We start from the raw sequence: 23,761 nt of genomic DNA, 5'->3' as shown, positions 1-23,761 counted from the left end.
AACGGGGGAGCGGCCCGATGGGCCACTCCCCCGTCACGTCACCGGCGCAGACCGAGCCGCTCGATGAGCGACCGGTAGCGGTTGATGTCCTTCTTCTGGACGTAGTTGAGCAGCCGACGGCGCCGGCCGACCAGCAGCAGCAGCCCGCGGCGGCTGTGGTGGTCGTGCTTGTGCACCTTCAGGTGCTCGGTGAGCTCGGCGATCCGCTTGGTGAGGACCGCGACCTGGACCTCCGGCGAACCGGTGTCACCCTCGGCGGTCGCGTACTCCGCGCGGATCTTGGCCTTGGCTTCCTGGTCGAGCGCCATTTTCTCCCTGTTTCGTGGGTTGATCGTTGGGTGTCCGTCATGTCGGTTCAAGGACCGGGAGACGGACGGCACCTCACACCCGCGGCGTCGTGCAGGCACGCGAGGCCCCGCGTCGGTCAGCCGACGTGCCCGCCAGACTACCAGCACCCACCCGGACGGGCCGGTCAAGGGCCGCGAACCGGGCCGGCGGCGCCGGTCCGGGGGCCGCGAACCGGGGCGCCTCAGCCGAGCGCCCGGCGGGTCCGCTCGACGTCCTGCGCGATCTGGGCGACCAGCGGCTCGATCGAGTCGTAGCGGACCTGTCCGCGCAGGTGCGCCACGAAGTCCAGGGCCAGCCGCTCGCCGTAGAGGTCGCCGGTGAAGTCCAGCACGTACGCCTCGACCCGCCGCTCCCGGCCGGAGAAGGTGGGGTTGCTGCCGACCGACACCGCCGCCATCAACGGCTCCCGCTGCCCCCGGCGCACCAGCCGGGCGGCGTAGACGCCGTCCGCGGGCACCGCCGCGTACCGGTGGCACAGCAGGTTCGCGGTGGGGAAGCCCAGCTCCCGGCCGCGCTGGTCACCGCGGACCACCACGCCCTCCAGCCGGTGCGGCCGGCCCAGCGCCGCGGCCGCCGCGGTCACGTCCCCGGCGTCGACGCAGGATCGGATGTACGTCGAGGAGAAGACCGTGCCGGCCTCGGCGACCAACGGGGCGCCCTCGACGCCGAAGCCGAAGGTCCGGCCGAGCCGCTCCAGCAGTGCCACGTCCCCGGCGGCCCGGTGCCCGAAGCGGAAGTTCGACCCCACCACCACCAGCGCGGCGTGCAGGTGCTCGACCAGGACGTCGTGCACGAACGCCTCGGCGGGCAGCCGGGAGAACTCCGGGGTGAACGGCACCACGCAGAGCACGTCGACCCCGAGCGCCTCGATCAGCTCGGCCTTGCGGGCCGGCTCGGTGAGCACCGCCGGGTGCGAGCCGGGGCGGACCACCTCGGCCGGGTGCGGGTCGAAGGTCACCACCACCGACTGCACCCCGAGCTCCCGGGCCCGCGCCACGGCGTGCCCGATGGTCGCCTGGTGCCCCTTGTGCACGCCGTCGAAGACACCGATGGTGACGACGGACCGCCCCCAGCCACCGGGCGCCGCGTCGTACCCCCGCCACCGCTGCATGCTGCTCCTCCCCTGCTGTGCCCGTCCGGCGGGCCGACGTCCGCCGGCCGGCCGGCGGAGCTGCGCTCCGGCCGTCAGGCCGGGGCGAGCACGATCTCCGCGCGGGCGCGGCCGTTCCGCTCGCTGACGATAGCGATCAGTCCGCCGCCCGGGCCGAAGACGGCGTACGGGCCGGCGATGCCGGCCGGGTCCAGCGGGCCACCGTGGGACAGCACCTTGGCCTCGTCCGCCGTGGCGTCACGGCGCGGGAAGAACCGGTCGGCGGCGGCGTCGAGCGGCAGGTTGACCACCTCGGGTGCGCGCCGCTCCAGCTCGTCGAGGGTGGCCGCCTCGGCCAGGGTGAAGCCGCCCACCGCGGTACGCCGCAGCGCGGTCAGGTGGCCGCCGACCCCGAGCGCCAGTCCCGCGTCCCGGGCGATCGCCCGCACGTACGTCCCGGAGGAGCAGGTCACCTCGACCTCCACGTCCACCACGTCGGGCTCGTCCCGGCGGATCGCCAGCACCGCCAGCCGGGAGATGGTGATCCGGCGGGCGGGCAGTTCGACGCTCTCCCCCGCACGCACCCGCTGGTACGCCCGCCGCCCCTCGATCTTGACGGCGCTGACCGCGCTCGGCACCTGGTCGATCTCCCCTGTCAGCGCGGCGAGCGCGGCCCGGATCGCGTCGTCGGTGACCAGGCCGGCCGGGATGGTGGTGATCACCTCGCCCTCCGCGTCGTCCGTGATGGTGGCCTGGCCGAGCCGGATCGTGGCGGTGTAGCTCTTACCCGCCCCGATCACGTAGGTGAGCAGCCGGGTCGCCCGGCCCACCCCGATCACCAGCACCCCGGTGGCCATCGGATCGAGCGTGCCGCCGTGACCCACCCGGCGGGTCCGCGCCAACCGGCGGATCCGCCCCACCACGTCGTGCGACGTCATGCCGCCCGGCTTGTCGACCACGATCAGACCGTCTGCGCTCACGACACCCAAGCCTGCCAGACGGCGCCCGGCCCGGCGCCGCCGCCGTACGCCGGGGGTTCGGACCGGGCCCGGCGGGGCGGCACCCTCGCGCGTCGTCGTCCGGTCGGGGATCGGTGCCACCGGGACGGCGCGGGCGCGTCGGGCGGTGGTCAGCGCACCGCGCCGACCACCGCCCAGCCGCCCGACCGTAGCCGCAGCAGCAGCGCGGCCAGCCGGATCACCACGAAGAGCGTGAGCCCTGCCCAGATGCCGCCCAGCCCGAGGTCGAGCCCGTACGCCAGCCAGATCGCCGGCAGGAATCCGCCCAGTGCCGCGACGATGGTGAGGTTGCGCAGGTAGCGGACGTCCCCGGCGCCGATCAGCACGCCGTCGAGGGCGAACACGACGCCCGCCAGCGGCTGCATCGCCACGAACCAGGGCCAGGCGACCATCGCCTGTTCGTGTACCTGCGGATCGGAGCTGAACCAGCCGGGGACCACGCCGGCGCCGGCGGCGATGAGTACGGCGAACACCGCCCCGCAGGCCGCGCCGAACAGCCCGATCCGGCGGGCGAGGGCCCGGGCGCCGGCGTCGTCCCCGGCGCCGAGCGCGGCGCCGATCAGCGACTGGGCGGCGATGGCGAGCGCGTCGAGCAGCAGGGCGGTGAAGAACCACAGTTGCAGGGCGATCTGGTGCGCGCCCACCGTGGCGGCGCCGAACCGCGCGGCGACGGCGGTGGCGGAGAGGAAGCTCGCCTGGAACGCGAGACCCCGGATCAGCAGGTCGCGGCTGAGTACCAGCTGCTGCCCGATCAGCCGCGGCCGGGCTCGCAGGGAGACCCGTTCGGCGACCAGCGCCGCGGCGAACAGCACGCCGGAGAGGGTCTGCGCGACGGCGTTGGCCACCGCCGAGCCGACCAGTCCCAGCCCGGCCGGATAGACCAGCAGCGGACAGAGCAGCGCGGAGAGCAGGTTGGGACCGAGCACGAACACCACCGGCCGGCGGGTGTCCTGCACGCCGCGCAGCCAGCCGTTGCCGGCGGCGGCGAGCAGCAGGCCGGGCGCGCCAAGCGCCGCGATGCGCAGCCACTGCCCGGCGGCGTCGGCCACCTCGCCGCCGCCACCGGCGAGGGTACGCGCCAACGCGCCCCCGCCGACCTGCATGCCGAGCGCGACCAGCACCCCCACCCCGAGCGCCAGCCAGGACGCCTGGACGCCCTCGGCCACCGCCGAGGCCCGGTCGCCGGCCCCGAAGCGGCGGGCCGACCGCCCCGTGGTGCCGTACGCGACGACGGTGCCGAGCCAGGCGATCAGGGTCATGACCGTGCCGCCGATCGCGAGCGCGGCCAGCGGTATCCGGCCGAGATGCCCCACCACCGCGGTGTCGACCAGCACGTAGAGCGGTTCGGCGGCGAGCACCACCAGAGCGGGCAGGGCGAGCGCGGCGATCCGCCGGGACGTGGCGGCGCGGACGGCGGTGGCGGCGGGCTGGGTCATCGCCGCCGATCCTGGCATAGGGCAGGTAAGGGCCGCAACGAGGGGCATGACTTACCCGAATCGGACCGGGATCATCGGACCGGCACGGGCAGGGCGTCGAGCCAGTGGCAAGTCGCAGAAGACGAGCAGGTCGGCCCGGGGCAGGCGGAGATCGAGGCTGCCACCGTAGTTGCCGTCCATCACCCAGGCCGGGCGGGCGGCGAGTCCGGCCACCGTGGCGCGCCAGCGGGCCTCGTCGGTGGGAACCCAGCCGGGCTGCCAGAAGTGCCGGTCGAGGTGGATCAGGGGGAGGTCGAGCCGGTGGGCGACCTCGCGGGCGAGGGTCTCTTGCCGGCGCCCGCGCTGCCGACGACCAGGCACCCGGCGACGATAGGACGCCGACGGGACGGGCGGAAGGCGCGGGGCGGATCGGTCAGGGCCGGGTCATCGGTGTTGGGCCGGCCCGGACGCCGGATGGGCGGTGACGCTGTCGGCGCGGTACGTCGGCGGCGTCACCGCCGCTGGACGTGGGTCACTGACGGGTGTCCATCGAGGTCTGCAGGGCGCGGCGCATCTGCTCGCGAGCCTCGTCGGTGGTCTCGGGCTTGGGCTTGGTCGGCATGGTGGTGATCCCCTTCCAGGGGTGCGAGCCGCCGCCGGACGGCGGCCCTCACGGGCGGTCCTGCGGAGCGCCCGGCAGCGGTCCGGGGTCACCGGAGCGACTGGTGGGGCAGCGTGAACCCGGGTCGGTCCGACCCTGGAGGGAGGCGGCGCCGGGTGCGGCCCCACCGCCCACGACCAGCGCCACCACGGCGACGCCGGCCGTTCCCAAGTTATCGTTCAGGTCCACATGCTGCCCGCTGTTCCCGACATCTGGACCGAGCCGGCCCGCCCGGCCGGAACCCAGGTCAGCCGGCCGGAGCGGTGCTCAGCCAACCAGGACCCGACCGCTCGGCCGGCCGGAGCGGGGGTGGCCGGCCGGTGCGGGTCAGCGGGCCAGGAAGTGCCAGCCGAGCCACCACCAGAAGCCGAACAGGCCGATCCGGCCGACCGGCACCGGGCCCACCTCGTAGCGCATCACGTACGCGCACACCTCGCCGAGGGTCGGGATGCGGGACCCCTCGCGGCGGGCCGCCCACTCCACGGCGGCGAAGAGCGCCAGTGCCACGAGGAAGCCCGCGATGGCCACCGTCCGCATCATCGCCGCACCAACCCCCAGAACGCGGACAGCCAGGCCAGCCAGGCCGCGGAGCGGACCAGCCGGTCCTCCAGCAGCGGATCGGCCAGCCGGGAGAAGGTGGGGAACTCGTCCCCCGCCGCCAGGACGAAGGTGGCCCCCTCGAAGACCCCGAACACCACCACCGGCAACGCCCACCAGGCCGCGCCGGCGCCGAGCCCGCGGGGGGCGGGCCGGCGGGGCACCCGGTTGCTCAAACCGATCCAGATCAACACCCCGCCGGTGCCGAGCGTCCAGAGGTTGGCCTCCGTCGAGAAGGACGGGAACCGGCCGCCGACCAGGGAGAGGCAGACGAGTACCGGCACGGAGACGACGGGACGGTCCCAGGCGCGAGGCGCCTCGACGGTGAGGTCGTGGGGCTGCTCCATCCCGCAATTCTCCCCGCCGTCATGGAACGCGGGAAGGTGGACACTCCCCGGAGCTGACCCTGATCTTCACACCCGGGCCGCCGTCCCAGCCCGGGCGGGGCGGTTCGCCGGTCGCCCGGGAGCCGCCGATCCGGGTCGGGTCAGCCCTGGTCGCCGCCGATCACCGCGCCGTCGAGCTCCGCGCGGATCCGGCCCACCACCTCGTCGACGGTGCCCCGCCCGGTGAACCCGGCGGCGAACCGGTGCCCGCCGCCGCCCAGCGCCACCGCCACCGCGCTGACGTCCACCGCGCCCTTGCTGCGCATCGAGACCGCCCACTCGTCGGGCCGGGTCTGCTTGACCACGCAGCTCACGTCCGCCTCGGCGGTGCACCGGACCGAGTCGATCAGGGCTTCCAGCACGTACGGCCGCTGGTCGTGCCGGGCCAGGTCGTCGAGGGTCGCGTACGTCCAGACCAGCCCCCGCCCCGCGGCCGCCGCGGGCTCCAGCCGGGCCCGGCAGAGCACCTCGCCGAAGAGCCGGACCGCGCCGAACGGCCGGGTGTCGAAGATCCGGCGGGAGATGTCGCCGGGGCGGATGCCGGTGGCCAGCAGCCGGGCCGCCAGCCGGTGCACCGCCGGGGTGGTCGCCTCGAACCGGAACGAGCCGGTGTCGGTGGTCAGCGCGACGTAGAGACACTCCGCAATGGCGGCGTCGAGCGGGACGCCGAGCCGGGTCAGCAACTCCTCCGCCACCACCGAGGTGGCCGCCGCGTGCGGATCCACCAGGTTGATCCCGCCGAACCGGGTGTTCGAGGCATGGTGGTCGAGCACCAGCGCGGCACCGGCGGTCTCCAGCCGGTCAACCAGCTCGCCGAGGCGCGACCCGCTCGCCGCGTCGAAACAGATGACCAGGTCCGGGTCGGGGTACGCCCGGGTCGCCGGCACCAGCAGGTCGGTGCCCGGCAGCTCGCGGAAGGACTCGGGTACCTCCGGCGGCCCCGGGAAGGTCGCCTGAAGCCGCCGTACGCCCAGCCGGCGCAGCCCGAGGCCGAACCCGAGCATGCTGCCCAGCGCGTCCCCGTCCGGGTTGACGTGGCAGATCAGCAGCACCCGGCCGTCCGGCGGCAACTGGCCCACCGCCGCTACGGCGGCCGCCCAGTCGGCCTCGGCCGGGCCGGAGTCGACGGGCGTCGCCGTGACGCCCGCACCACCGGCCGGGCCTCCGGAGGGGTCGGTCACCGCCGCTCCCCGCCCCCGGGCGGAGTGTCGTCGCGCACCTCGTCCACCGCGTCCTCGCCCACCGCGTCCTCGCCCTCGGACTCGTCGGCGATCCGGTACGGCTGGGGCTCGCCCGCGTACTCGGCCCGGGCGGCGAGCCGCTGCACCTCGGCGTCGGCGCTACGGGCCTGCGCGAGCAGGTCGTCGATGTGCTTGACCTGGTCCTGCACGTCGTCGAGGACGAAGGTCAGGGTCGGTGAGTGGCGCAGCCCGAGGGCCTTGCCGACCGTGCTGCGCAGCATGCCCTTGGCGCTCTCCAGCGCCGCGGCCGTGCCCGACTGGGCGGCCGCGTCGCCGAGCACCGTGTAGAAGACCGTCGCGTCGCGCAGGTCGGCGGTGATCCGGGCATCGGTGATGGTGATCATGCCGAGCCGCGGGTCCTTGATCTGGCTCCGCACCACCGACGCGACCAATTCACGCACCCGCTCCGCGTGCCGGCGTACCTTGGCCGGATCCGACATCTCGCCACCTCCACGGCGTCCCGCTCCCGGCCGCCGCCAGCGACGCGGAGCGCCGCCGGAGCCGACCAGCCAACATCTCGAACACTACCTGCGCGGCCCCTGCCGCGGCGCCGCCGGTGGCGGCGCGACCGCCGCCACGCCCCTCGACCGGCGGCGGTCGCCCCGGCGTCAGTCGTCCTCGCCGTAGAGGCGCCGGCGCACGGAGAGCAGCTCCGTCTCTGGCCGGCCGGCCACCAGCCGCTCGCAGGAATCCAGCACCTCACGGACGTGGGCCGCCTCGGCGGCCACCACGGCCACCCCGATGTGGGCCCGGCCGTGCAGGTCGAGCGCCCCCACCTCGGCGGCCGAAACCTCGAACCGGCGCAGGGCCGCCACGATTGGTCGTACATATGATCTCTTGGCCTTGAGCGACCGGGAGTCGCCCGGCAGCAGCAGGTCGAAGACCGCGGTTCCGGTGAACATCGTCTGACGACATTACCCGCACCCCGCCCCACATGATCAAGGGGTTTACGCCGGGCGGCGTAAACCCCTTGATCAGTGTGTCGAGCGGATCAGGCGCGAACCTTCTCCCGCATCTCGAAGGTCTCGATCACGTCGCCGACCTGGACGTTGTTGTAACCACCCAGGGTCAGACCGCACTCGAAGCCCTCGCGCACCTCCGTCGCGTCGTCCTTGAACCGCTTGAGCGAGTTGATCGTGAGGTTGTCCGCCACGACCGCCCCGTCGCGCAGCAGGCGCGCCTTGGCGTTGCGCCGGATGAGCCCCGACCGGACGATGCAACCGGCGATGTTGCCGATCTTGGACGAGCGGAACACGTCGCGGATCTCCGCGGTGCCCAGCTCGACCTCCTCGTACTCCGGCTTGAGCAGACCCTTGAGCGCCGCCTCGATCTCCTCGATGGCCTGGTAGATCACGGTGTAGTACCGGATCTCCACGCCCTCGCGGTCGGCCATCTCGCGGACCTTGTTGGCGGCCCGCACGTTGAAGCCGATGATCGTGACCGGCTCCGACGAGGCGCTGGCCAGCATGACGTCGCTCTCGGTGATCGCACCCACGCCCCGGTGGATGATCCTGAGCTGGACCTCCTCCGGGATGTCGAGGTTGAACAGCGCGTCCTCGAGGGCCTCCACGGAACCGGAGACGTCGCCCTTGAGCACCAGGTTGAGCGAGGTCTTCTCGCCCTCCTTGAGCTGCTCCATGAGCGTCTCGAGAGTGGCCCGGCCACGGGAGTTGGCGAACGCCGCCGCCCGCCGCCGCGCCTGCCGCTGCTCGGCGATCTGGCGCACCGTACGGTCGTCCTCGGCCGCGAGGAAGGTGTCGCCGGCGCCGGGCACCGCGGTCAGACCGAGCACCAGGACCGGACGCGCCGGACCGGCCTCGGCGACCTGGTTGCCGTTCTCGTCGAGCATCGCCCGGACCCGGCCGTGCGCCCCGCCGGCGACGATCGAGTCGCCCGCCCGCAGGGTGCCCTTCTGCACCAGCACCGTCGCCACCGCACCGCGACCCTTGTCCAGGTGCGCCTCGATGGCCACGCCCTGCGCCGGACCGTCGATCGGAGCGGTCAGCTCCAGCGACGCGTCGGCGGTCAGCAGGACCGCCTCGAGCAGGTCCTCGATGCCGATGCCCGGCTTGGCTGCCACGTTGACGAACATGGTCTCGCCGCCGTACTCCTCGGCGACCAGACCGTACTCGGTCAGCTGCTGGCGGACCTTGTCCGGGTTGGCCTCCGGCTTGTCGACCTTGTTGACCGCCACCACGATCGGCACGTCGGCCGCCTTGGCGTGGTTCAACGCCTCGATCGTCTGGGGCATCACGCCGTCGTCCGCCGCGACCACCAGGATGACGATGTCGGTCACCTGGGCACCACGGGCACGCATGGCGGTGAACGCCTCGTGACCCGGGGTGTCGATGAAGGTGATCGCCCGGTCCTCGCCCTCATGCGGGACGTGGACCTGGTACGCACCGATGTGCTGGGTGATGCCACCCGCCTCACCGGCCACGACGTTCGCCTTGCGGATCGCGTCGAGCAGCTTGGTCTTACCGTGGTCGACGTGACCCATGACGGTCACCACCGGCGGCCGGCTGACCAGGCGGTCCTCCGCCACCTCCGCGTCGAGGTCGATGTTGAACTGCGCGAGCAGCTCACGGTCCTCGTCCTCCGGGCTGACGATCTGCACATCGAAGCCGAGGTGCTCACCCAGCAGCAGCAGGGTGTCGTCGGAGCAGGACTGGGTCGCGGTGACCATCTCGCCCAGGTTGAACATCTCCTGGACCAGCGAACCCGGGTTGGCGTTGATCTTGTCGGCGAAGTCCGACAGCGAGGCGCCACGGGAGAGCCGGACGACCTGACCCTGACCCCGGGGAGCACCCGAGCTCATGGTCGGGGCCGACAGGTTGTCGAACTCCTGTCTGCGCTGCTTCTTGGACTTGCGACCGCGGGTCGGCTTGCCACCCGGACGCCCGAAGGCGCCCGCGGCGCCGCCGCCACGGCCACGACCGCCGCCACCCGGACGACCGGCGCCACCGGCCGGGGCACCCGGACGGAAGCCACCACCGGCACCGCCACCGGGGCCACCGCGGTAACCACCGCCGCCCCCGCCGGCACCACCGCCGGGGCCGCCGCGGTAACCACCGCCGCCACCGGCACCACCGCCGGGGCCGCCGCGGAAACCGCCGCCGCCCCCACCGGGGCGGCCGGCGCCGCCGCCGGGGCGACCCGCCCCGGGGCCGCCGGGGCGGCCGGGACGCTGGCTCGGCATGGAGGCCGGGCTGGGCCGAGGCGGCATCGAGGCCGGGCTGGGCCGAGGCGGCATCGAGGCCGGGCTCGGCCGCGGGCCACCCGCACCAGCGGCCGGCGGCCGCTGCTGCTGCCCGCCGGAGATGCCGAACGGGTTGTTACCGGCGCCGCGCGCCGGCGGACGGCCGCCCGGCCGACCGCCGGGACCCGGAGCCGGCGCGCCGGGACGACCGGCGGCCGGAGCACCCGGACGGGGCGGCACCGCGCCCGGACCCGGTCGCGGGCCGGGGCGGGGACCACCCTCGGTCGGGGGCTCCCGGCGGACGTTCTCGCGCTGCTGCTGGCGGGCGGCCTGCGCGGCCTTGACCGCGGCCTCCTGCTCGGCCTTCAGCGCGGCGGCACGCGCCTCCGCGGCCGCCACCTCGATGTCGTGAGCACTCGCCGGCTTGGCGACCGGAGCCGCCGGCTGCGGCGGACCGGGCACCGGACCCTTGGGCTTCGGGCCGGGGGTCGGCGCGGCCGGCCGCCGTGGCGGCATCGGCCTGGCCGAGACCCGCGGCGAACCCGGGGTCGGCGACGGAGTCGGGGTCGGGGTCGGCGCCGAGGCGGCCGCCGGCGGGGCGGCCGGCGCCGCGGTTCCGGCGGACGCGACGAATGCGCTACGCAGCCGCCGGGCGACGGGCGCCTCGACGGTGCTGGACGCGGACTTCACGAACTCGCCCATTTCCTTCAGCTTGGCGAGAACGGTCTTGCTTTCGACCCCGAGCTCCTTTGCAAGCTCGTGTACGCGGGCCTTACCTGCCACTGCACTCCTCACTCCGAGGTCGTGCGGGCAGCACCCGCAGCAACCTCACTCGTGCACTTGAAGCCTGGTCATTTCTGCGACTTCATCGTGTGCTCATGTCGGTCGTCCTACCTTGCTAGCGACCCTCGTCCGGTCGGGTTGACCGGACGTAGTGGTTGGCGCGTCGATGTGCTCCGCGAGCTCACCGTGATCGAGGAACCCGGTGACACGCAGCGCCCGCCCGAAGGCCCGACGCCGCACCGCCTGCGCGAAGCAGGCCGGATCCGGGTGCACGTTCGCTCCCCGACCCGGCAGCCTGCGGGCCGGATCGGGACGGAGACTGTATCCAGCCCCGTCGCCGACCGCGACGATCCGCAGCAGTTCGCTGGCCGGCGCACGTCGCCGGCAACCCACACAGGTGCGCTCCGGCAGCGCGCGTCGTACCACCGGTGGAAGTCTACCCCTAGCTGCCCGAGATCGCGCCGCCCGGCTCCGGGACGTGATCAGCCCCGCTCCGGCCGGCCGCACCGGCCTGCTCGGCGTCGGAGCGGATGTCGATCCGCCAACCGGTCAGCCGGGCAGCAAGCCGGGCATTCTGCCCCTCGCGGCCGATGGCCAACGAGAGTTGGAAGTCCGGCACGGTCACCCGGGCCGTCCGGCTGGCCAGGTCGACCACCTCGACCCGGAGGGCCTTCGCCGGCGACAGCGCGTTGCCCACGAAGGTCGCCGGGTCGTCCGACCAGTCGATGATGTCGATCTTCTCGCCGTGCAGCTCGCTCATCACCGCGCGGACCCGCTGCCCCATCGGGCCGATGCAGGCCCCCTTGGCGTTGACGCCCGGGGCGGTGGAGCGGACGGCGATCTTCGTCCGGTGACCTGCCTCACGCGCGATCGCGCTGATCTCGACCGTGCCGTCGGCGATCTCCGGCACCTCCAGGGCGAAGAGCTTCTTCACCAGGTTCGGATGCGTCCTGGACAACGTGATCTGGGGACCGCGCATTCCCTTGGCCACGTGCACCACCACGCAGCGGATCCGCTCGCCGTGCGCGTACCGCTCGCCCGGCACCTGCTCGGACTGCGGCAGCACGCCCTCCAGCTTGCCCAGGTCGACGCTGACGATGCCCTTCTCGGCCCGCGCCTCGTGCGCCTGCACCACGCCGGTGACCAGGTCGCCGTCGCGGCCGACGTACTCGCCGAAGTGCACCTCGTCGGTGGCCTCCCGCAACCGCTGGAGGATCACCTGCTTGGCGGTCATGGCGGCGATCCGGCCGAAGTCGTGCGGGGTGTCGTCCCACTCCCGCACCACGCGGCCGTCGGCGTCCACCTCCTGCGCGTACACCAGGGCCGCGCCGGTCTTGCGGTCGATCTCCACCCGGGCGTGCGGCTCCGCGCCCTCGGTGTGCCGGTACGCGGTCAGCAGGGCGGTCTCGATCGCCGCGAGGATCGTGTCGAACGGGATCTCCCGCTCGCGCTCGAGTGCGCGCAGCGCCGCGAGGTCGATGTTCACCTCTCCTCGTCCTCCACATCATCTTCGTCGTCGAAGTCGTCGTCAGTGTCGCCGAACTCGTCCGTCTCCCCGACCTCGTCGAGGCGGTGGAACTCGACCTGCACCCGGCCGGGGCCGAGCTCGGCGTAGGTCCATTCCGCGCGGCCGGCGTCGGTCTCCAGCACCACGCGCTCGCCGTCGGCCGACACCACCCGGCCGGTGACCTGACGGTCGCCCGCGGGCGGCTCGCCGCGCTGCCCGGGCAGCCCGCCCGCGCCCCGGACGGTCACCCTGACCAGCCGGCCGACGTTACGCCGCCAGTGCCGCGGCAGGGTCAGCGGCCGGTCCACGCCCGGGGAGCTGACTTCCAGCTGGTACTCCCCCGCGACGATGTCGCCGCCGGACTCCTCGGCCGTGTCGAGGGCGGCGGAGACCGCCCGGGAGACGTCCGCGACGGCGTCCAGGTTGATCCCGCCCTCGGCGTCCACGATCACGCGCACCACGTGCCGGCGGCCGGCCCGGGAGACCGCGAGATCCTCCAGGTCGTAGCCCGCGTCGGTGACCACCGGCTCGATGACCTCGCGCAGCCGGGCCCGTCGGGCGGCGAGGTCACCGCCGCGCGGGCCGCCGGCGCGGTCCCCGCCCCGCGGGCCGTCGGTGCGCCGGGGTCTGCCCGACGGTCCCGTCGACCTGGTGGCACGGCCACGCTGCGTCATCTGGCGCACCCTTCTCCTGATCGACGGCGCCCGGTCGGTACGCCATGCCGGCACGCCACCGGGGCGATCGCGCCGGTGGCTGCGCAGAGCGTAACGCGCCTGGCGGGCGGCGGACCGGGCGGCGCACCGACGCCGGTGGCCCACCTGGTGGCCACGATGGTGTTGACTTGTCCGGTGGCGACGGGCAGAACGACACAGCGCGACGGCAGATCCGGGCATTCCCGGCGAAAGGTGCTGCGGGCCGGGGTGATCCTGGCGCTCGGCGGCGCGGCGGCGCCGCTGTCCGGCTGTGACCCGTTCGACCGGGACGACGGCCCGGCGCCCGAGCCCGACCCGCTCGCGCCACTGCTCGACGAGGCGCTCCGGCTGGCCGCCGCGCACGCGGCGGCCGCCGCCGCGCACCCCGCACTGGCGGACCGGCTCACCCCGATCGCCGAGGCGCACCGGGCGCACGCGGCCGAACTGGCCCGGGTCACCGGGATGCCGCTGCCGTCCGCCTCCACCCCGGCCAGCGCGGCCGCCCCGGCCACGAACCCGGACGCGACCCTCGCCGCGCTGCGAGAGCGCGAGCGGGGCGGCCGGGACGCCGCGACCACGGCCTGTGCGGCAGCGCCGGCGGAGCGGGCCGCGCTGCTCGCCTCCATCGCCGCCGCCCGGGCCACGCACCTGGAGGCCCTGAAGTGACCGCACCGACCCCCGCCGGTCCGGCCGAGGCACTCGGCGCGGCGCTCACCGCCGAATTCGCCGCCATCTGGGCGTACGGGCCGATCGGCGTACGACTGACCGGAGCCGCCCGGAAGGCCGCGCGGGACGCGGAGGCCGCACACCGGCGCCGCCGCGACTCCCTCGTCGTGCAGTTGAGCACCGGCGGCGCGAGCGTCCCGCCCGACCGGGCGGGGTACACCCTGCCGTTCCCGGTGACCGACCGGGCGAGCGCGCTGCGGCTGGCCGTCGAGGTCGAGGAGCGTACGGCGGCGTTCTGGCGGGCGGCGGTGGCGGCCACCACCGGCGCCGACCGGGACCGGGCACTGGCCGCCCTGGTCGACTACGCCGTCCGGGCCACCCGGTGGCGGCGCACCGCCGGGATCAGCCCGCTGACCGTGCCGTTCCCGGGACGACCTGCCTGAACGCGCCGGCCCCGGTGGCGGCCCGCTCCGGTTGCGGGTGACATACCAGGTATGCATACTCCGTTGCCATGTCCATCCGTCACGGGCTGCTCGCCCTGCTCGAACGCGGCCAGATGTACGGCTACCAGCTGCGGACCGCGTTCGAGGAGTCGACCGGCTCGACCTGGCCGCTGAACATCGGGCAGGTTTACACCACGCTGTCGCGGCTGGAGCGGGACGGGCTGGTGCGGTCGCTACCGGAGAGCGAGGCCGGGCAACGGCCGTACGAGATCACCGACGCCGGGCGGGCGGACCTGGCCCTGTGGTTCGCCACCCCGATCAGCCGGAACGACCGGCCCCGCGACGAGCTGGCGATCAAGCTGGCGCTCGCGCTGACCACCCCCGGCGTCGACGTACGGTCGGTGGTGCAGACCCAGCGCAGCGCCACCATGCGGACGCTGCAGGAGTTGACCCGGTTGAAGTACGCCAGCGACCGGCCGGAGGACCTGCCCTGGCGGCTGGTGCTGGACGCGATGGTCTTCCAGGCCGAGGCGGAGGTCCGCTGGCTCGACCACTGCGAGAGCAGCCTGGTGCGGCACCGGCCGGCCGGGCCGGGCCCGGCCATCGGGCCGGCGCCGGTGGAGGCGGTGGACCACGCCGACGAGGAGGCCCGGCGGTGACCATCGGCAACGGAACGGCGCCCCCGTCCGGCCCGGACGGGGCCGTGCTCGAGGTCCGCGACGCGCACCGTACGCACGGCGTGGGGCCGGCGGCCGTGCACGCGCTGCGCGGGGTGAGCCTCACCGTCCACCCCGGCGAACTCGTCGCCGTGATGGGGCCCTCCGGCTCCGGCAAGTCGACCCTGCTGGCGCTCGCCGGCGGCCTGGACAGCCCGACCGCCGGGGAGGTACGCGTCGAGGACCAGCCGCTCGGCGCGCTGGACCGCCGCCGCCTCGCCCGGCTGCGCCGGCGCCGGATCGGCTATATCTTCCAGAACCTCAACCTGCTCGGCAGCCTCACCGCCGCGGAGAACGTCGCGCTCCCCCTCGAACTGGACGGGCTGGGGGTCCGGCGGGCCCGCCGGCTGGCCGCCGACGCCCTGGCCGAGGTGGGGCTGTCCGAGCTCGGCGACCGCTTCCCGGACCAGCTCTCCGGCGGCCAGCAGCAGCGGGTGGCGATCGCCCGGGCGCTGGTCGGCGAGCGCCGCCTGGTGCTCGCCGACGAGCCGACCGGGGCGCTGGACTCGCAGACCGGGGAGGCCGTGCTGCACCTGCTGCGCCGGCGGGTGAACGCGGGCGCGGCCGGGGTGCTGGTCACCCACGAGGCGCGGCACGCGGCGTGGGCCGACCGGGTGGTCTTCCTGCGCGACGGGACACTGGTCGACTCGACGGCGCCGCTGGCCAGCGCCGAACAACTGCTGACCGGCAGCGGCCGGTGAGCCGGGGCGGCCGGCTGGCCGGGATGCTCGGCTCCTGGTGGATCGCGTTGCGCATCGCCCGGCGGGAGGCACGCCGGGCGCGGGGGCGTACCGCGCTGGTGCTGGCGATGATCACCCTGCCGGTGCTCGCGCTCACCTTCACCGCCGTGAGCTGGGACATGGCCGACCTGAGCCGCGCCGAACGGATCGACCGCCAGCTCGGTACCGCCGACGCCGAGCTGCTCTGGGTGGCCAGCACTCCGGTCACCCAGAGCGCCTGGGCGGAGAGCTGGGGTCCCCGCGAGGGGGAACTGGTTCCGCCCGGGCCGGTGACCACCGAGCGGGTCACCGCCCTGCTGCCGCCGGGCAGCCGGGCCCTGCCGCTGCGCCGCTGGGCGCCGTTCGAGGCCCGGGTCGGCGACCGGATCGACGACAGCATCCCCGCCCGGGCGGTGGACCTCACCGACCCGCTCGGGCGGGGACTGGCCCGGATCCGGTCCGGTCGGGCGCCCGCCGGGCCGGGCGAGATCGCGGTGAACCCGGCGGCCACGCGGCAGCTCGACGTCCGGCCGGGTGGCACGGTCACCTCGGGGGACGGGGCCCGCACGTGGCGGGTGGTCGGCGTGGTGGAGTTCCCGGACAAGCTGTCGCCGATGGTCACGCTGCACCCGGCGGCGGTGGAGCAGCCGGAGGCGGAGGCCAGCTGGCTGGTCGACGTGCCGGGCGCCGTCGACGCCGAACTGATCCGCCGGCTCAACGACCGGGGCGTCGTGGTGCAGACCCGCCGCCCGGCGCCGGACCCGCCACCGGGCGGCGCGGCCGCCGGGCCGGAGGAGTACGCCACCGTCGACGTCGAGGGCATGAGCATCTCGGTGCTGGTCGGCGGGCTGGGGCTGCTGGAGGTGGTGCTGCTGGTCGGGCCGGCCTTCGCGGTCGGCGTACGGCGGCGGCGCCGGGACCTCGCCCTGGTCGCCGTGGCCGGCGGGGACGCCGTCCACCTGCGCCGGATCGTGCTGGCCGACGGGGTGGTGCTCGGCGGCCTCGGGGCCGCCGCCGGGGTGGCGCTGGGCGTCGCGGCGGCCTTCGCCGGCCGGCCGCTGACCGAGCAGTACCTCTTCCAGGCGCGCTTCGGCGGATACCGCTGCTGGCCGGAGGCGCTGGTGGTGATCGCGGCGGTGGCGGTGCTGGCCGGGGTGCTGGCCGCGCTGACACCGGCCTGGACGGCGGCCCGGCAGGACGTGGTGGCCGGGCTGGCTGGGCGGCGCACCCCGCCGACGCACCGCCGCCGTTGGCTCGCGGTGGGGCTGGCCCTGGCCGCCGGCGGCGCCGGGGTGGCCGCCGTCGGCGCGGCCCGCACCACCCCCATCGTCATCCTCGCCGGCCTGATCCTCGGCGAGCTGGGGCTGGTGTTCGCCACGCCGACGCTGGTCGGGCTGCTCGCCCGGATCGGGCGGGCGCTGCCCCTGGCCCCCCGGATCGCGCTGCGCGACGCCAGCCGCAACCGGTCCTCCGCCGCGCCGGCGATCTCCGCGGTGATGGCGGCGGTGGCCGGCAGTGTCGCCCTCGGGGTGTACCTGGCCAGCGACGAGGCCCTCAGCACCCGGATGTACCAGCCCAGCCTGCCGGCCGGAAGCGTGCTGGTCACCCGGACGGACCCCGGGGATCCACCGGATCCGCCGCCGCTGGAGCGGGTCGCCGAGGCGGCCCGCGCGTACCTCGGCGCGGGCACGGTGGCGCCGCTGGTGGAGGCGGCCTGCCGGATCGCCGCCGAGCCCTGCTCCGTCGATCCGGTGCTGCCGGCGGACCAGACCTGTCCCTGGCTGCCCGGCGACGGGCTCAGCGACGCCGAGCGCCGGCAGGCCCGCGCCGACGCCCGGTGCCGGCGGGACGTGGCGGAACTCTACGGCGCGTACTTCCAGGCGCTGGTGGACGACGGGACCGCGCTGCCGATCCTCACCGGCGCGGACCCGGCGGACACCGCCGCCGCCACCGCGGTACTGCGCGCCGGCGGGGCGGTGGTGACCGATCCCCGCTACCTCGTGGACGGGCGGCTGGAACTCGCCGTGAACGGGCCCGGCGCGGACACCCGGGTCACGCTGCGCAGTTACACCGTCGAGGGGTACGCGCTACGCACCGGCCTGCCCGTGAGCCGGCTGCTGCTCTCCGCGTCGCTGGCCGACCGGCTCGGGCTGGACGCCCGTCCGGTCGGCTGGGCGATCGCCGCCGACGGGACGCCCGGCCAGGCCCGGCAGGACCGGTTCGTCGCCGCGCTGCGGCCACTCGCCGCCGTGCACGTGGACCTGGAACGGGGTCCCCCGCCCAACGACGCCCGGCCCTTCCTGCTCCTGCTGACGGCCGCGTCCGGGGTGATCACCGTGGGCGCGGCCGGCATCGCCACCGGGCTCGCGGCGGCCGAGGGCCGCGCCGACCTGTCCACCCTCGCGGCGGTCGGGGCCGGCCCGGGCGTACGCCGGGTCCTCTCGCTCTGCCAGGCCGGGGTGATCGCCGTGCTCGGCTCGGCACTCGGCATCGTCGCCGGCCTCGGCACGGCGCTGATCATCCTGACCGCCGTGAACCGCCGCTACGCCGTGACCTGGCCGGTGCAGGAGCCGTTCCCGGTGGTCGTCCCCTGGGCCGCGCTCGGCGTCCTGGCCGCGGTGCCGGTGGTCGCGATGCTCGGGGCAGGGCTGTTCACCCGGTCCCGGTTGCCGGTGGAGCGCCGCCTCGACTGACCGGCACGGGGAACGGCGGCGGTGCGACGCGGACGGGTCTGCCATCCAGCCCGGCAGCCGGCACACTGGTGCCCGTGTCCGTCCTCGGAGCCCTCACCCGCCGCGTCGGTCACCATCACTGGTTCGGCGCCGTCGCCCGCCTGTTCGTCCCCGCCGACCGCCTGGTCGGGCGGCTCACTCGGGGTCGAGTGGTCGCACTCGGGCTGATCCCGTCGCTGATCATCACCACCACCGGCCGCCGCTCCGGCAAGCCGCGCAGCAATCCCCTGCTCTACGTACCCGACGGTGGCGCGTACGTGGTGATCGGCTCGAACTGGGGGCGGGCCCACCAGCCGGGGTGGGCGCTGAACCTGCTCGCCGATCCGACCGCCGAGGTCGCGGTCAGGGGCCGCCGGGTTGCGGTACGCGCCGAGGTCGCCACCGGCGCCGAACGGGAGCGGCTGTGGCAGCTGCTGGTCACCGAGTGGCCGGCGTACCGGACGTACGTGCGGCGGGCCGGCGGCCGGGAGATCCGCATCTTCCGGCTGGTGCCCGACGGGCGCGCCGCGCCGGGCGGACCGGCCGGGCGCGGCTAGGGTGGGTGCGGTGGCCGGTGCCGGCGGCGACGACCGGGGAGCGGGGCGACCGGCGGTCGGTCCGCCAGGCGTGAGGTGATCCGGTGGACGTGGACGGCCAGGAGACGTACCTCGATTATCCACGGTGGATGGTGGCTGAGCGGGTGGCCGACGCGGTCCGGCGGCGCTTCCCCGCCGATGTGCTCGCCGTGGCGGTGCACGGCCCGCTGGCACACGGCGACGACGACGGCGGCGGGAACGGCGAGGTCGGGCTGCTGGTGGTGACCTACCGCCCGAGCGGTGGGCCGCCGTCGTCCACCCGGCGGGTGGACGGGGTGCTGGTCGACCTGACCGTGGCCGCCGCCGACGACTACCTGCGCCAGGCCCGCGAACTCAGCCCACGCTGGCCGCTGACCGCCGACCGGTACGTCACCACCCGGCCGTTGCACGACCCGACCGGTTGGCTGCGCACACTGCGCGACGAGCATCTGGGCCGGCTGGCCCGGGCCCGGCCGGCAGAGTTCAGCGCCGCCGCCCGGCAGGCCTGGTACCGGGGCAGCGCCGCGCACGCCCGGGCCGCCCGGCTGGCCGAGTGGTACGAGACCGACCAGGCACTGCTCATGCTCGGCGAGGCGCGGCTGGCGGCGGCGACGGTGAACGGCCTGCTCAGCCGCACCTACTTCCGCGATCCGGGAGACGCGGTCCGCCGTACCGGCCTGGCGGGCGCGGACATGACCGAGGTGGGCGCGGTGCTGGCCCGCCAGGCCGACGAACTGGCCGCCCGGGGCCGCCCGGTGGACGGCACCGTCGACGACCTGCTCGACGGCTGACCCACGGGGTGAGGGTCAGCCGATGCCGCCCTGGACGCCGATCAGGGCGCCGATGAGGTAGGTCGCGGTGGCGGCGGCGGCGCCGAGCAGGAACTGGCGCAGGCCGCTGGACCACCAGGGCCGGGCGGTGAACCGGGCGACGATCGCCCCGGCCGCGAAGAGCCCGAGCCCGCCGACCCCGAGCGCCAGCCAGAGGCTGGTCGCGCCGAACAGGTAGGTCAGCAGCGGCACCAGGGCCCCGACCGAGAAGAACAGGAACGACGAGATCGCCGCGGCCCAGGGGCTGGGCTGGTCGTCGGGGTTGACACCCAGCTCCTCCCGTACGTGCACGCGCAGCGCCTCCTCGGGATTGCGCCGGACCGCCTCGGCGACCTGCATGGCGAGGTCGCGCGGCAGGCCCCGGGCGACCCACGCGTCGGCCAGCTCACGCGCCTCGGCCTCGGGGTGGCGTTCCAGCTCCCGCCGCTCCTTGGCCACCTCGGCCGCGACCTGCTCGTTGGCGGAGCGGACGCTGGTGTACTCGCCCAGCCCCATCGAGATCGCGCCGGCCACCAGGCCGGCGGTGCCGGTGAGCACGATGGTGCGCGGCGATAGGCCGCCACCGCCGACCCCGGCGATCAGGGCGATGTTGGTGACCAGGCCATCCATCGCGCCGAACACGGCCGGGCGCAGCCAGCCGCCGGAAACGTCCGCGTGGTGCGCCTCGCGCAGCGCGGCCGGGGTGTCCGTCACGGCAGCGTCAGGATCTCGTGCCCGTCGTCGGTCACCACGATGGTGTGCTCGAACTGGGCGGTCCACCGGCGGTCCTTGGTCACCACCGTCCAGCCGTCGTCCCACATGTCGTACTGGTAGGTGCCGAGGGTGATCATCGGCTCGATGGTGAAGGTCATCCCCGGCTCCATCACGTCGGCGGGGCGCGGGCTGTCGTAGTGCGGCACGTATAGCCCGCTGTGGAAGGACTCGCCGATGCCGTGGCCGGTGAAGTCGCGGACCACGCCGTAGCCGAAGCGCTTCGCGTACGACTCGATGACCCGGCCGATGACGTTGATCTGGCGGCCGGGGGCCACCGCGCGGATCCCGCGCATCATCGCCTCGTGGGTCCGCTCGACCAGCAGCCGGGCCTCCTCGCTGACCTCGCCCACGCAGAAGGTGGCGTCGGTGTCACCGTGCACCCCGTTGAGGTACGCGGTGACGTCGACGTTGATGATGTCGCCGTCCTGCAGCACGGTTGAGTCCGGGATGCCGTGGCAGATCACCTCGTTGATGCTGGTGCAGCAGGACTTGGGAAAGCCCTTGTAGCCCAGGGTCGAGGGGTAGGCCCCGTGGTCGCAGAGGAACTCGTGCACCACCCGGTCGATCTCGTCGGTGGTCACGCCGGGCTTGCAGTGCTCGCCGGCGAGCTGGATGGCCTGCGCCGCGAGCCGGCCGGCGATCCGCATCTTCTCGATGGTCTCCGGGGTCTGCACGTGCGAGCCGCGCCACTCCTGCGGGCGCTTCTTTCCCACGTACTCCGGGCGGGGGATGTGAGCGGGCACGGGCCGCCACGGGGAGAGCGTGCCTGGGGTCAGCGGCGCACGGACGGTCATGGGGCAAGCCTATCGCCGGATCCCGGCGTGATCCCCGCCACCGCCCGTCCGGGAGCCGTTGTTGCCCTGCCAGGCCCACTGTGCCATGGTGTCTGCGTGGATCAAGGGGGCGAACCTCCCGTCTTCTCCGCCAGCGCGGAGTCCGACGGTGATCACCTCCGCGTCGTGGTGACCGGCGAGGTCGACACGGCCACCGCCGACACCATGCTCCAGACCGCGCTGCGCGAGCCGGCCGGGCGGCTGACTCTCGACCTGCGCGCGGTCACCTTTTTCGACTCGGCGGCGATCCACGCCGTGGTACGCCTGGCCCGGCAGTTCTCCGGCACCCTCACCGTGCTGCCCTCCCGGCAGGTCAACCGGGTGCTGGAGATCTCCGGCCTGGCCGAACAGGACTGGCTGGGCCGCGCCTGAGCGACACCCGGCACGCCCGGCGGGTCGGCCCCGCTGGCTCGACGTACCGGCTGACCCGTCAGCGGCCGGTCACAGCGGCGTGACGTACGCGCCGGTGATGCCGCCGTCGACGACGAACTGCGCGGCGGTCATGAACGAGGCGTCGTCGCTGGCCAGGAAGGCCACCGCGGCGGCGATCTCGTCCGGCCTGCCGAACCGCCCCATCGGCACGTGCACCAGCCTGCGGGCGGCCCGCTCCGGGTCCGCGGCGAAGAGCTCCAGCAGCAGCGGGGTGGCCACCGGGCCGGGGCAGAGCGCGTTGACCCGGATGCCGTCCCGGGCGAACTGCACGCCCAGTTCCCGGGTCATCGCCAGCACCCCGCCCTTGCTCGCCGTGTACGCGATCTGCGAGGTGGCCGCCCCCATCAACGCCACGAACGAGGCGGTGTTGATGATCGATCCCTTGCCCTGCCGGCGCATGTGCGGGATGACGTACTTGCAGCAGAGGTAGACGCTGGTGGTGTTGACTCGCAGCACCCGCTCCCAGGCGTCCAGCCCGGTCTCCAGGATGGAGTCGTCCTCGGGCGGCGAGATGCCGGCGTTGTTGAACGCGACGTCCACCCGCCCGTGCCGCGCGGCCACCCCGTCGAAGAGGTCGCGCACCGCCGCCTCGTCGGCGACGTCACAGGCGGCGAACTCGCCCCCGACCTCGTCGGCGGCCCGTTGGCCGGTCTCCGCGTCGACGTCCACGCAGACCACCCGGGCCCCCTCGGCGGCGAACCGCCGCACGGTGGCCAGCCCGATCCCGCTGCCCGCTCCGGTGACCACGGCCACCCGGTCCCGCAACCGACCCTGCACGGTCACTCCTCCGTAGCGATGAAGACGTTCTTGACGTCGGTGAAGGCGTGCAACGCGTCCGGGCCCAGTTCCCGGCCCAGCCCGGAGCGCTTCATCCCGCCGAACGGCGTCCAGTAACGCACCGAGGAGTGCGAGTTGACGCTGAGGTTGCCGGATTCGACGGCGCGGGCCACCCGGACCGCCCGGCCGACGTCTCGGGTCCAGATGGAACCGGAGAGGCCGTACTCGGTGTCGTTGGCGAGCCGGACCGCGTCGGCCTCGTCGTCGAACGGGAGCACCGAGACCACCGGGCCGAAGATCTCCTCCCGCCAGTGTCGGTCGGCGGGCGAGTCGGCGAGCAGCACCGTGGGGGCGTACCAGAAGCCGGGACCGGCGGGGCGGGAGCCGGCGAAGGCGACCGTGGATCCGTCGACGTAGCCGGCCACCCGGTCCCGGTGGGCGGCGGAGATCAGCGGGCCCATCTCGGCGGTCTCGGCGGCCGGGTCCTCCACCCGGAAGGCCCGGACCGCCGGTTCGAGCAGCTCCAGGAACCGGTCGTACACCGGCCGCTGGACCAGGATCCGCGACCGGGCGCAGCAGTCCTGCCCGGCGTTGTCGAAGACCGCGTACGGCGCGGTCGCCGCCGCCTTCGCCAGGTCGGCGTCGGCGAAGACCAGGTTCGCGCTCTTGCCGCCCAGCTCCAAGGTCACCCGCTTCACCTGGGCGGCGCAGCCGGCCATGATCCGGGTGCCGACCTCGGTGGAGCCGGTGAAGCAGACCTTGCGCACCGCCGGGTGGCTGACGAAGCGCTCGCCCACCACGTCGCCCCGCCCGGGCAGCACCGTGAACACGTCCTCCGGCAGCCCCGCCTCGCGGCCCAGCTCGGCCAGGCGCAGCGCGGTCAGCGGGGTCAGCTCGGCCGGCTTGAGCACCACGGTGTTGCCGGCGGCGAGGGCCGGCGCGAAGCCCCAGGCGGCGATCGGCATCGGGAAGTTCCACGGCACGATCACCCCGACCACGCCGAGCGGCTCGTGGAAGGTGACGTCCAGCCCGCCGGGCACCGGGATCTGCCGGCCGGTCAGCCGCTCCGGTGCGCCCGCGTAGTAGTCGAGCACGTCGCGCACGTTGCCGGCCTCACCGCGGGCGTCGCCGACGGTGTGCCCGCTGTTGCGTACCTCCAGCTGGGCCAGTTCCTCCAGGTGCGCGTCCACCACGGCGGCGAACCGCCGCAGCACCCGCGCCCGCTCACCCGGCGCCATCCCGCGCCACCGCTCGTACGCCACCGCCGCCCGCCCGATCGCGGCGTCGGTCTCCGCCACCGACGTCTCCGCCACGACCGCCACGACCTCCCCGCTCGCCGGATCCACCACCCGCGTCACGGCCCCCGCC

The 23,761-nt window shown here is 74.8% G+C and carries 26 protein-coding genes; 8 read left to right on the top strand and 18 right to left on the bottom strand.

Features of this window, described 5'->3' with window-relative positions; all coding sequences use genetic code 11:
- Positions 1 to 38 precede the first annotated feature (38 nt).
- The 14 genes from rpsO to rimP all read right to left on the bottom strand — a co-directional run bounded on the left by rpsO (position 39) and on the right by rimP (position 12,920).
- Entirely contained in the window at positions 39 to 308 is a 270-nt protein-coding gene (gene rpsO, locus C1I99_RS05990; protein ID WP_043962418.1) for a 30S ribosomal protein S15, read from the bottom strand.
- Positions 309 to 529: 221 nt separating this feature from the next.
- The gene (locus C1I99_RS05985) at positions 530 to 1,459 is read right to left on the bottom strand and encodes a bifunctional riboflavin kinase/FAD synthetase (RefSeq protein WP_111133198.1); all 930 of its coding nucleotides are present in this window, start codon (positions 1,457 to 1,459) and stop codon (positions 530 to 532) included.
- Between the two features lie 74 nt (positions 1,460 to 1,533).
- Positions 1,534 to 2,418: a tRNA pseudouridine(55) synthase TruB gene (truB, locus tag C1I99_RS05980; protein ID WP_111133197.1), complete on the bottom strand. Its 885-nt coding sequence runs from the start codon at positions 2,416 to 2,418 to the stop codon at positions 1,534 to 1,536.
- Between the two features lie 149 nt (positions 2,419 to 2,567).
- On the bottom strand, positions 2,568 to 3,893 hold the full coding sequence (locus C1I99_RS05975; RefSeq protein WP_111133196.1) for an MATE family efflux transporter: 1,326 nt from the start codon (positions 3,891 to 3,893) through the stop codon (positions 2,568 to 2,570).
- A 51-nt stretch (positions 3,894 to 3,944) separates the two neighbouring features.
- Positions 3,945 to 4,253 carry a P-loop NTPase family protein gene (locus C1I99_RS05970; protein WP_199561999.1) on the bottom strand — a complete coding sequence of 103 codons (309 nt, stop codon included), beginning with the start codon at positions 4,251 to 4,253 and terminating at the stop codon, positions 3,945 to 3,947.
- A 607-nt stretch (positions 4,254 to 4,860) separates the two neighbouring features.
- On the bottom strand, positions 4,861 to 5,070 hold the full coding sequence (locus C1I99_RS05965; protein WP_199562002.1) for a DUF6186 family protein: 210 nt from the start codon (positions 5,068 to 5,070) through the stop codon (positions 4,861 to 4,863).
- The gene (locus C1I99_RS05960; RefSeq protein ID WP_111133194.1) at positions 5,070 to 5,477 is read right to left on the bottom strand and encodes a hypothetical protein; all 408 of its coding nucleotides are present in this window, start codon (positions 5,475 to 5,477) and stop codon (positions 5,070 to 5,072) included. The genes C1I99_RS05965 and C1I99_RS05960 overlap by 1 nt, the downstream gene beginning before the upstream one ends.
- Positions 5,478 to 5,617: 140 nt before the next feature.
- Positions 5,618 to 6,697: a DHH family phosphoesterase gene (locus tag C1I99_RS05955; RefSeq protein ID WP_111133193.1), complete on the bottom strand. Its 1,080-nt coding sequence runs from the start codon at positions 6,695 to 6,697 to the stop codon at positions 5,618 to 5,620.
- Positions 6,694 to 7,197 (bottom strand): 30S ribosome-binding factor RbfA, encoded by a 504-nt coding sequence (gene rbfA, locus C1I99_RS05950; RefSeq protein ID WP_111133192.1) that lies wholly within the window; start codon positions 7,195 to 7,197, stop codon positions 6,694 to 6,696. The genes C1I99_RS05955 and rbfA overlap by 4 nt, the downstream gene beginning before the upstream one ends.
- A gap of 168 nt (positions 7,198 to 7,365) precedes the next feature.
- Positions 7,366 to 7,659, bottom strand: coding sequence for a DUF503 domain-containing protein (locus C1I99_RS05945; protein WP_111133191.1), 294 nt, complete (start codon positions 7,657 to 7,659; stop codon positions 7,366 to 7,368).
- A gap of 89 nt (positions 7,660 to 7,748) precedes the next feature.
- Complete coding sequence (gene infB / locus C1I99_RS05940; RefSeq protein ID WP_111133190.1) at positions 7,749 to 10,739, bottom strand: translation initiation factor IF-2; 2,991 nt, start codon at positions 10,737 to 10,739, stop codon at positions 7,749 to 7,751.
- 93 nt (positions 10,740 to 10,832) lie between these two features.
- Entirely contained in the window at positions 10,833 to 11,165 is a 333-nt protein-coding gene (locus C1I99_RS05935; protein WP_111133189.1) for a YlxR family protein, read from the bottom strand.
- A 16-nt stretch (positions 11,166 to 11,181) separates the two neighbouring features.
- Positions 11,182 to 12,225, bottom strand: coding sequence for a transcription termination factor NusA (gene nusA / locus C1I99_RS05930; RefSeq protein ID WP_111133188.1), 1,044 nt, complete (start codon positions 12,223 to 12,225; stop codon positions 11,182 to 11,184).
- Positions 12,222 to 12,920: a ribosome maturation factor RimP gene (rimP, locus tag C1I99_RS05925; RefSeq protein ID WP_111133187.1), complete on the bottom strand. Its 699-nt coding sequence runs from the start codon at positions 12,918 to 12,920 to the stop codon at positions 12,222 to 12,224. Before rimP ends, nusA begins: the two co-directional genes overlap by 4 nt.
- A gap of 231 nt (positions 12,921 to 13,151) precedes the next feature.
- On the opposite strand from rimP, the gene C1I99_RS05920 reads away from it, so the two are divergent.
- The 7 genes from C1I99_RS05920 to C1I99_RS05890 all read left to right on the top strand — a co-directional run bounded on the left by C1I99_RS05920 (position 13,152) and on the right by C1I99_RS05890 (position 19,559).
- Positions 13,152 to 13,604: a hypothetical protein gene (locus C1I99_RS05920; protein ID WP_199562001.1), complete on the top strand. Its 453-nt coding sequence runs from the start codon at positions 13,152 to 13,154 to the stop codon at positions 13,602 to 13,604.
- A complete protein-coding gene (locus tag C1I99_RS05915; RefSeq protein ID WP_111133186.1) occupies positions 13,601 to 14,047 on the top strand; it encodes a ferritin-like domain-containing protein in 447 nt (148 codons plus the stop codon). Before C1I99_RS05920 ends, C1I99_RS05915 begins: the two co-directional genes overlap by 4 nt.
- A gap of 68 nt (positions 14,048 to 14,115) precedes the next feature.
- Positions 14,116 to 14,706 carry a PadR family transcriptional regulator gene (locus C1I99_RS05910; protein ID WP_111133185.1) on the top strand — a complete coding sequence of 197 codons (591 nt, stop codon included), beginning with the start codon at positions 14,116 to 14,118 and terminating at the stop codon, positions 14,704 to 14,706.
- On the top strand, positions 14,703 to 15,464 hold the full coding sequence (locus C1I99_RS05905; RefSeq protein ID WP_438941382.1) for an ABC transporter ATP-binding protein: 762 nt from the start codon (positions 14,703 to 14,705) through the stop codon (positions 15,462 to 15,464). The genes C1I99_RS05910 and C1I99_RS05905 overlap by 4 nt, the downstream gene beginning before the upstream one ends.
- Positions 15,461 to 18,175, top strand: a complete 2,715-nt coding sequence (locus tag C1I99_RS05900; RefSeq protein ID WP_233512357.1) for a permease-like cell division protein FtsX — start codon at positions 15,461 to 15,463, stop codon at positions 18,173 to 18,175. Before C1I99_RS05905 ends, C1I99_RS05900 begins: the two co-directional genes overlap by 4 nt.
- A gap of 74 nt (positions 18,176 to 18,249) precedes the next feature.
- The gene (locus C1I99_RS05895) at positions 18,250 to 18,750 is read left to right on the top strand and encodes a nitroreductase family deazaflavin-dependent oxidoreductase (RefSeq protein WP_111133184.1); all 501 of its coding nucleotides are present in this window, start codon (positions 18,250 to 18,252) and stop codon (positions 18,748 to 18,750) included.
- Between the two features lie 128 nt (positions 18,751 to 18,878).
- A complete protein-coding gene (locus C1I99_RS05890) occupies positions 18,879 to 19,559 on the top strand; it encodes a nucleotidyltransferase domain-containing protein (RefSeq protein ID WP_111133218.1) in 681 nt (226 codons plus the stop codon).
- Between the two features lie 15 nt (positions 19,560 to 19,574).
- Here C1I99_RS05890 and C1I99_RS05885 read toward each other — a convergent pair whose 3' ends face one another.
- On the bottom strand, positions 19,575 to 20,291 hold the full coding sequence (locus C1I99_RS05885) for a VIT1/CCC1 transporter family protein (protein WP_111133183.1): 717 nt from the start codon (positions 20,289 to 20,291) through the stop codon (positions 19,575 to 19,577).
- Positions 20,288 to 21,145, bottom strand: a complete 858-nt coding sequence (gene map / locus C1I99_RS05880) for a type I methionyl aminopeptidase (protein ID WP_111133182.1) — start codon at positions 21,143 to 21,145, stop codon at positions 20,288 to 20,290. Before map ends, C1I99_RS05885 begins: the two co-directional genes overlap by 4 nt.
- Before the next feature lie 96 nt (positions 21,146 to 21,241).
- Between map and C1I99_RS05875 the strand changes: the two genes are divergently transcribed.
- Positions 21,242 to 21,556, top strand: coding sequence for an STAS domain-containing protein (locus C1I99_RS05875; protein ID WP_199561998.1), 315 nt, complete (start codon positions 21,242 to 21,244; stop codon positions 21,554 to 21,556).
- A 69-nt stretch (positions 21,557 to 21,625) separates the two neighbouring features.
- Here the strand turns inward: C1I99_RS05875 and C1I99_RS05870 are convergent, their stop codons facing one another.
- Both C1I99_RS05870 and C1I99_RS05865 read right to left on the bottom strand, forming a co-directional pair.
- A complete protein-coding gene (locus C1I99_RS05870; RefSeq protein ID WP_111133215.1) occupies positions 21,626 to 22,393 on the bottom strand; it encodes a 3-oxoacyl-ACP reductase in 768 nt (255 codons plus the stop codon).
- A gap of 2 nt (positions 22,394 to 22,395) precedes the next feature.
- Complete coding sequence (locus C1I99_RS05865; protein WP_438941383.1) at positions 22,396 to 23,742, bottom strand: aldehyde dehydrogenase family protein; 1,347 nt, start codon at positions 23,740 to 23,742, stop codon at positions 22,396 to 22,398.
- Between the last annotated feature and the right edge of the window lie 19 nt (positions 23,743 to 23,761).

It is taken from the genome of Micromonospora deserti, assembly GCF_003236335.1.
In the GTDB taxonomy this organism is placed as follows: domain Bacteria; phylum Actinomycetota; class Actinomycetes; order Mycobacteriales; family Micromonosporaceae; genus Micromonospora; species Micromonospora deserti.
The sequence above is the reverse complement of the archived record's forward strand: the minus strand, read 5'-3'. Positions and strand labels throughout refer to the sequence as shown.

Coding starts and splice junctions, on each gene's coding strand:
- rpsO (WP_043962418.1), bottom strand. CDS start 308: ATGGCGCTCGACCAGGAAGCCAAGGCCAAGATCCGCGCGGAGTACGCG.
- C1I99_RS05985 (WP_111133198.1), bottom strand. CDS start 1,459: ATGCAGCGGTGGCGGGGGTACGACGCGGCGCCCGGTGGCTGGGGGCGG.
- C1I99_RS05975 (WP_111133196.1), bottom strand. CDS start 3,893: ATGACCCAGCCCGCCGCCACCGCCGTCCGCGCCGCCACGTCCCGGCGG.
- C1I99_RS05965 (WP_199562002.1), bottom strand. CDS start 5,070: ATGCGGACGGTGGCCATCGCGGGCTTCCTCGTGGCACTGGCGCTCTTC.
- C1I99_RS05960 (WP_111133194.1), bottom strand. CDS start 5,477: ATGGAGCAGCCCCACGACCTCACCGTCGAGGCGCCTCGCGCCTGGGAC.
- rbfA (WP_111133192.1), bottom strand. CDS start 7,197: ATGTCGGATCCGGCCAAGGTACGCCGGCACGCGGAGCGGGTGCGTGAA.
- C1I99_RS05945 (WP_111133191.1), bottom strand. CDS start 7,659: ATGTTCACCGGAACCGCGGTCTTCGACCTGCTGCTGCCGGGCGACTCC.
- rimP (WP_111133187.1), bottom strand. CDS start 12,920: ATGACGCAGCGTGGCCGTGCCACCAGGTCGACGGGACCGTCGGGCAGA.
- C1I99_RS05910 (WP_111133185.1), top strand. CDS start 14,116: ATGTCCATCCGTCACGGGCTGCTCGCCCTGCTCGAACGCGGCCAGATG.
- C1I99_RS05890 (WP_111133218.1), top strand. CDS start 18,879: ATGGTGGCTGAGCGGGTGGCCGACGCGGTCCGGCGGCGCTTCCCCGCC.
- map (WP_111133182.1), bottom strand. CDS start 21,145: ATGACCGTCCGTGCGCCGCTGACCCCAGGCACGCTCTCCCCGTGGCGG.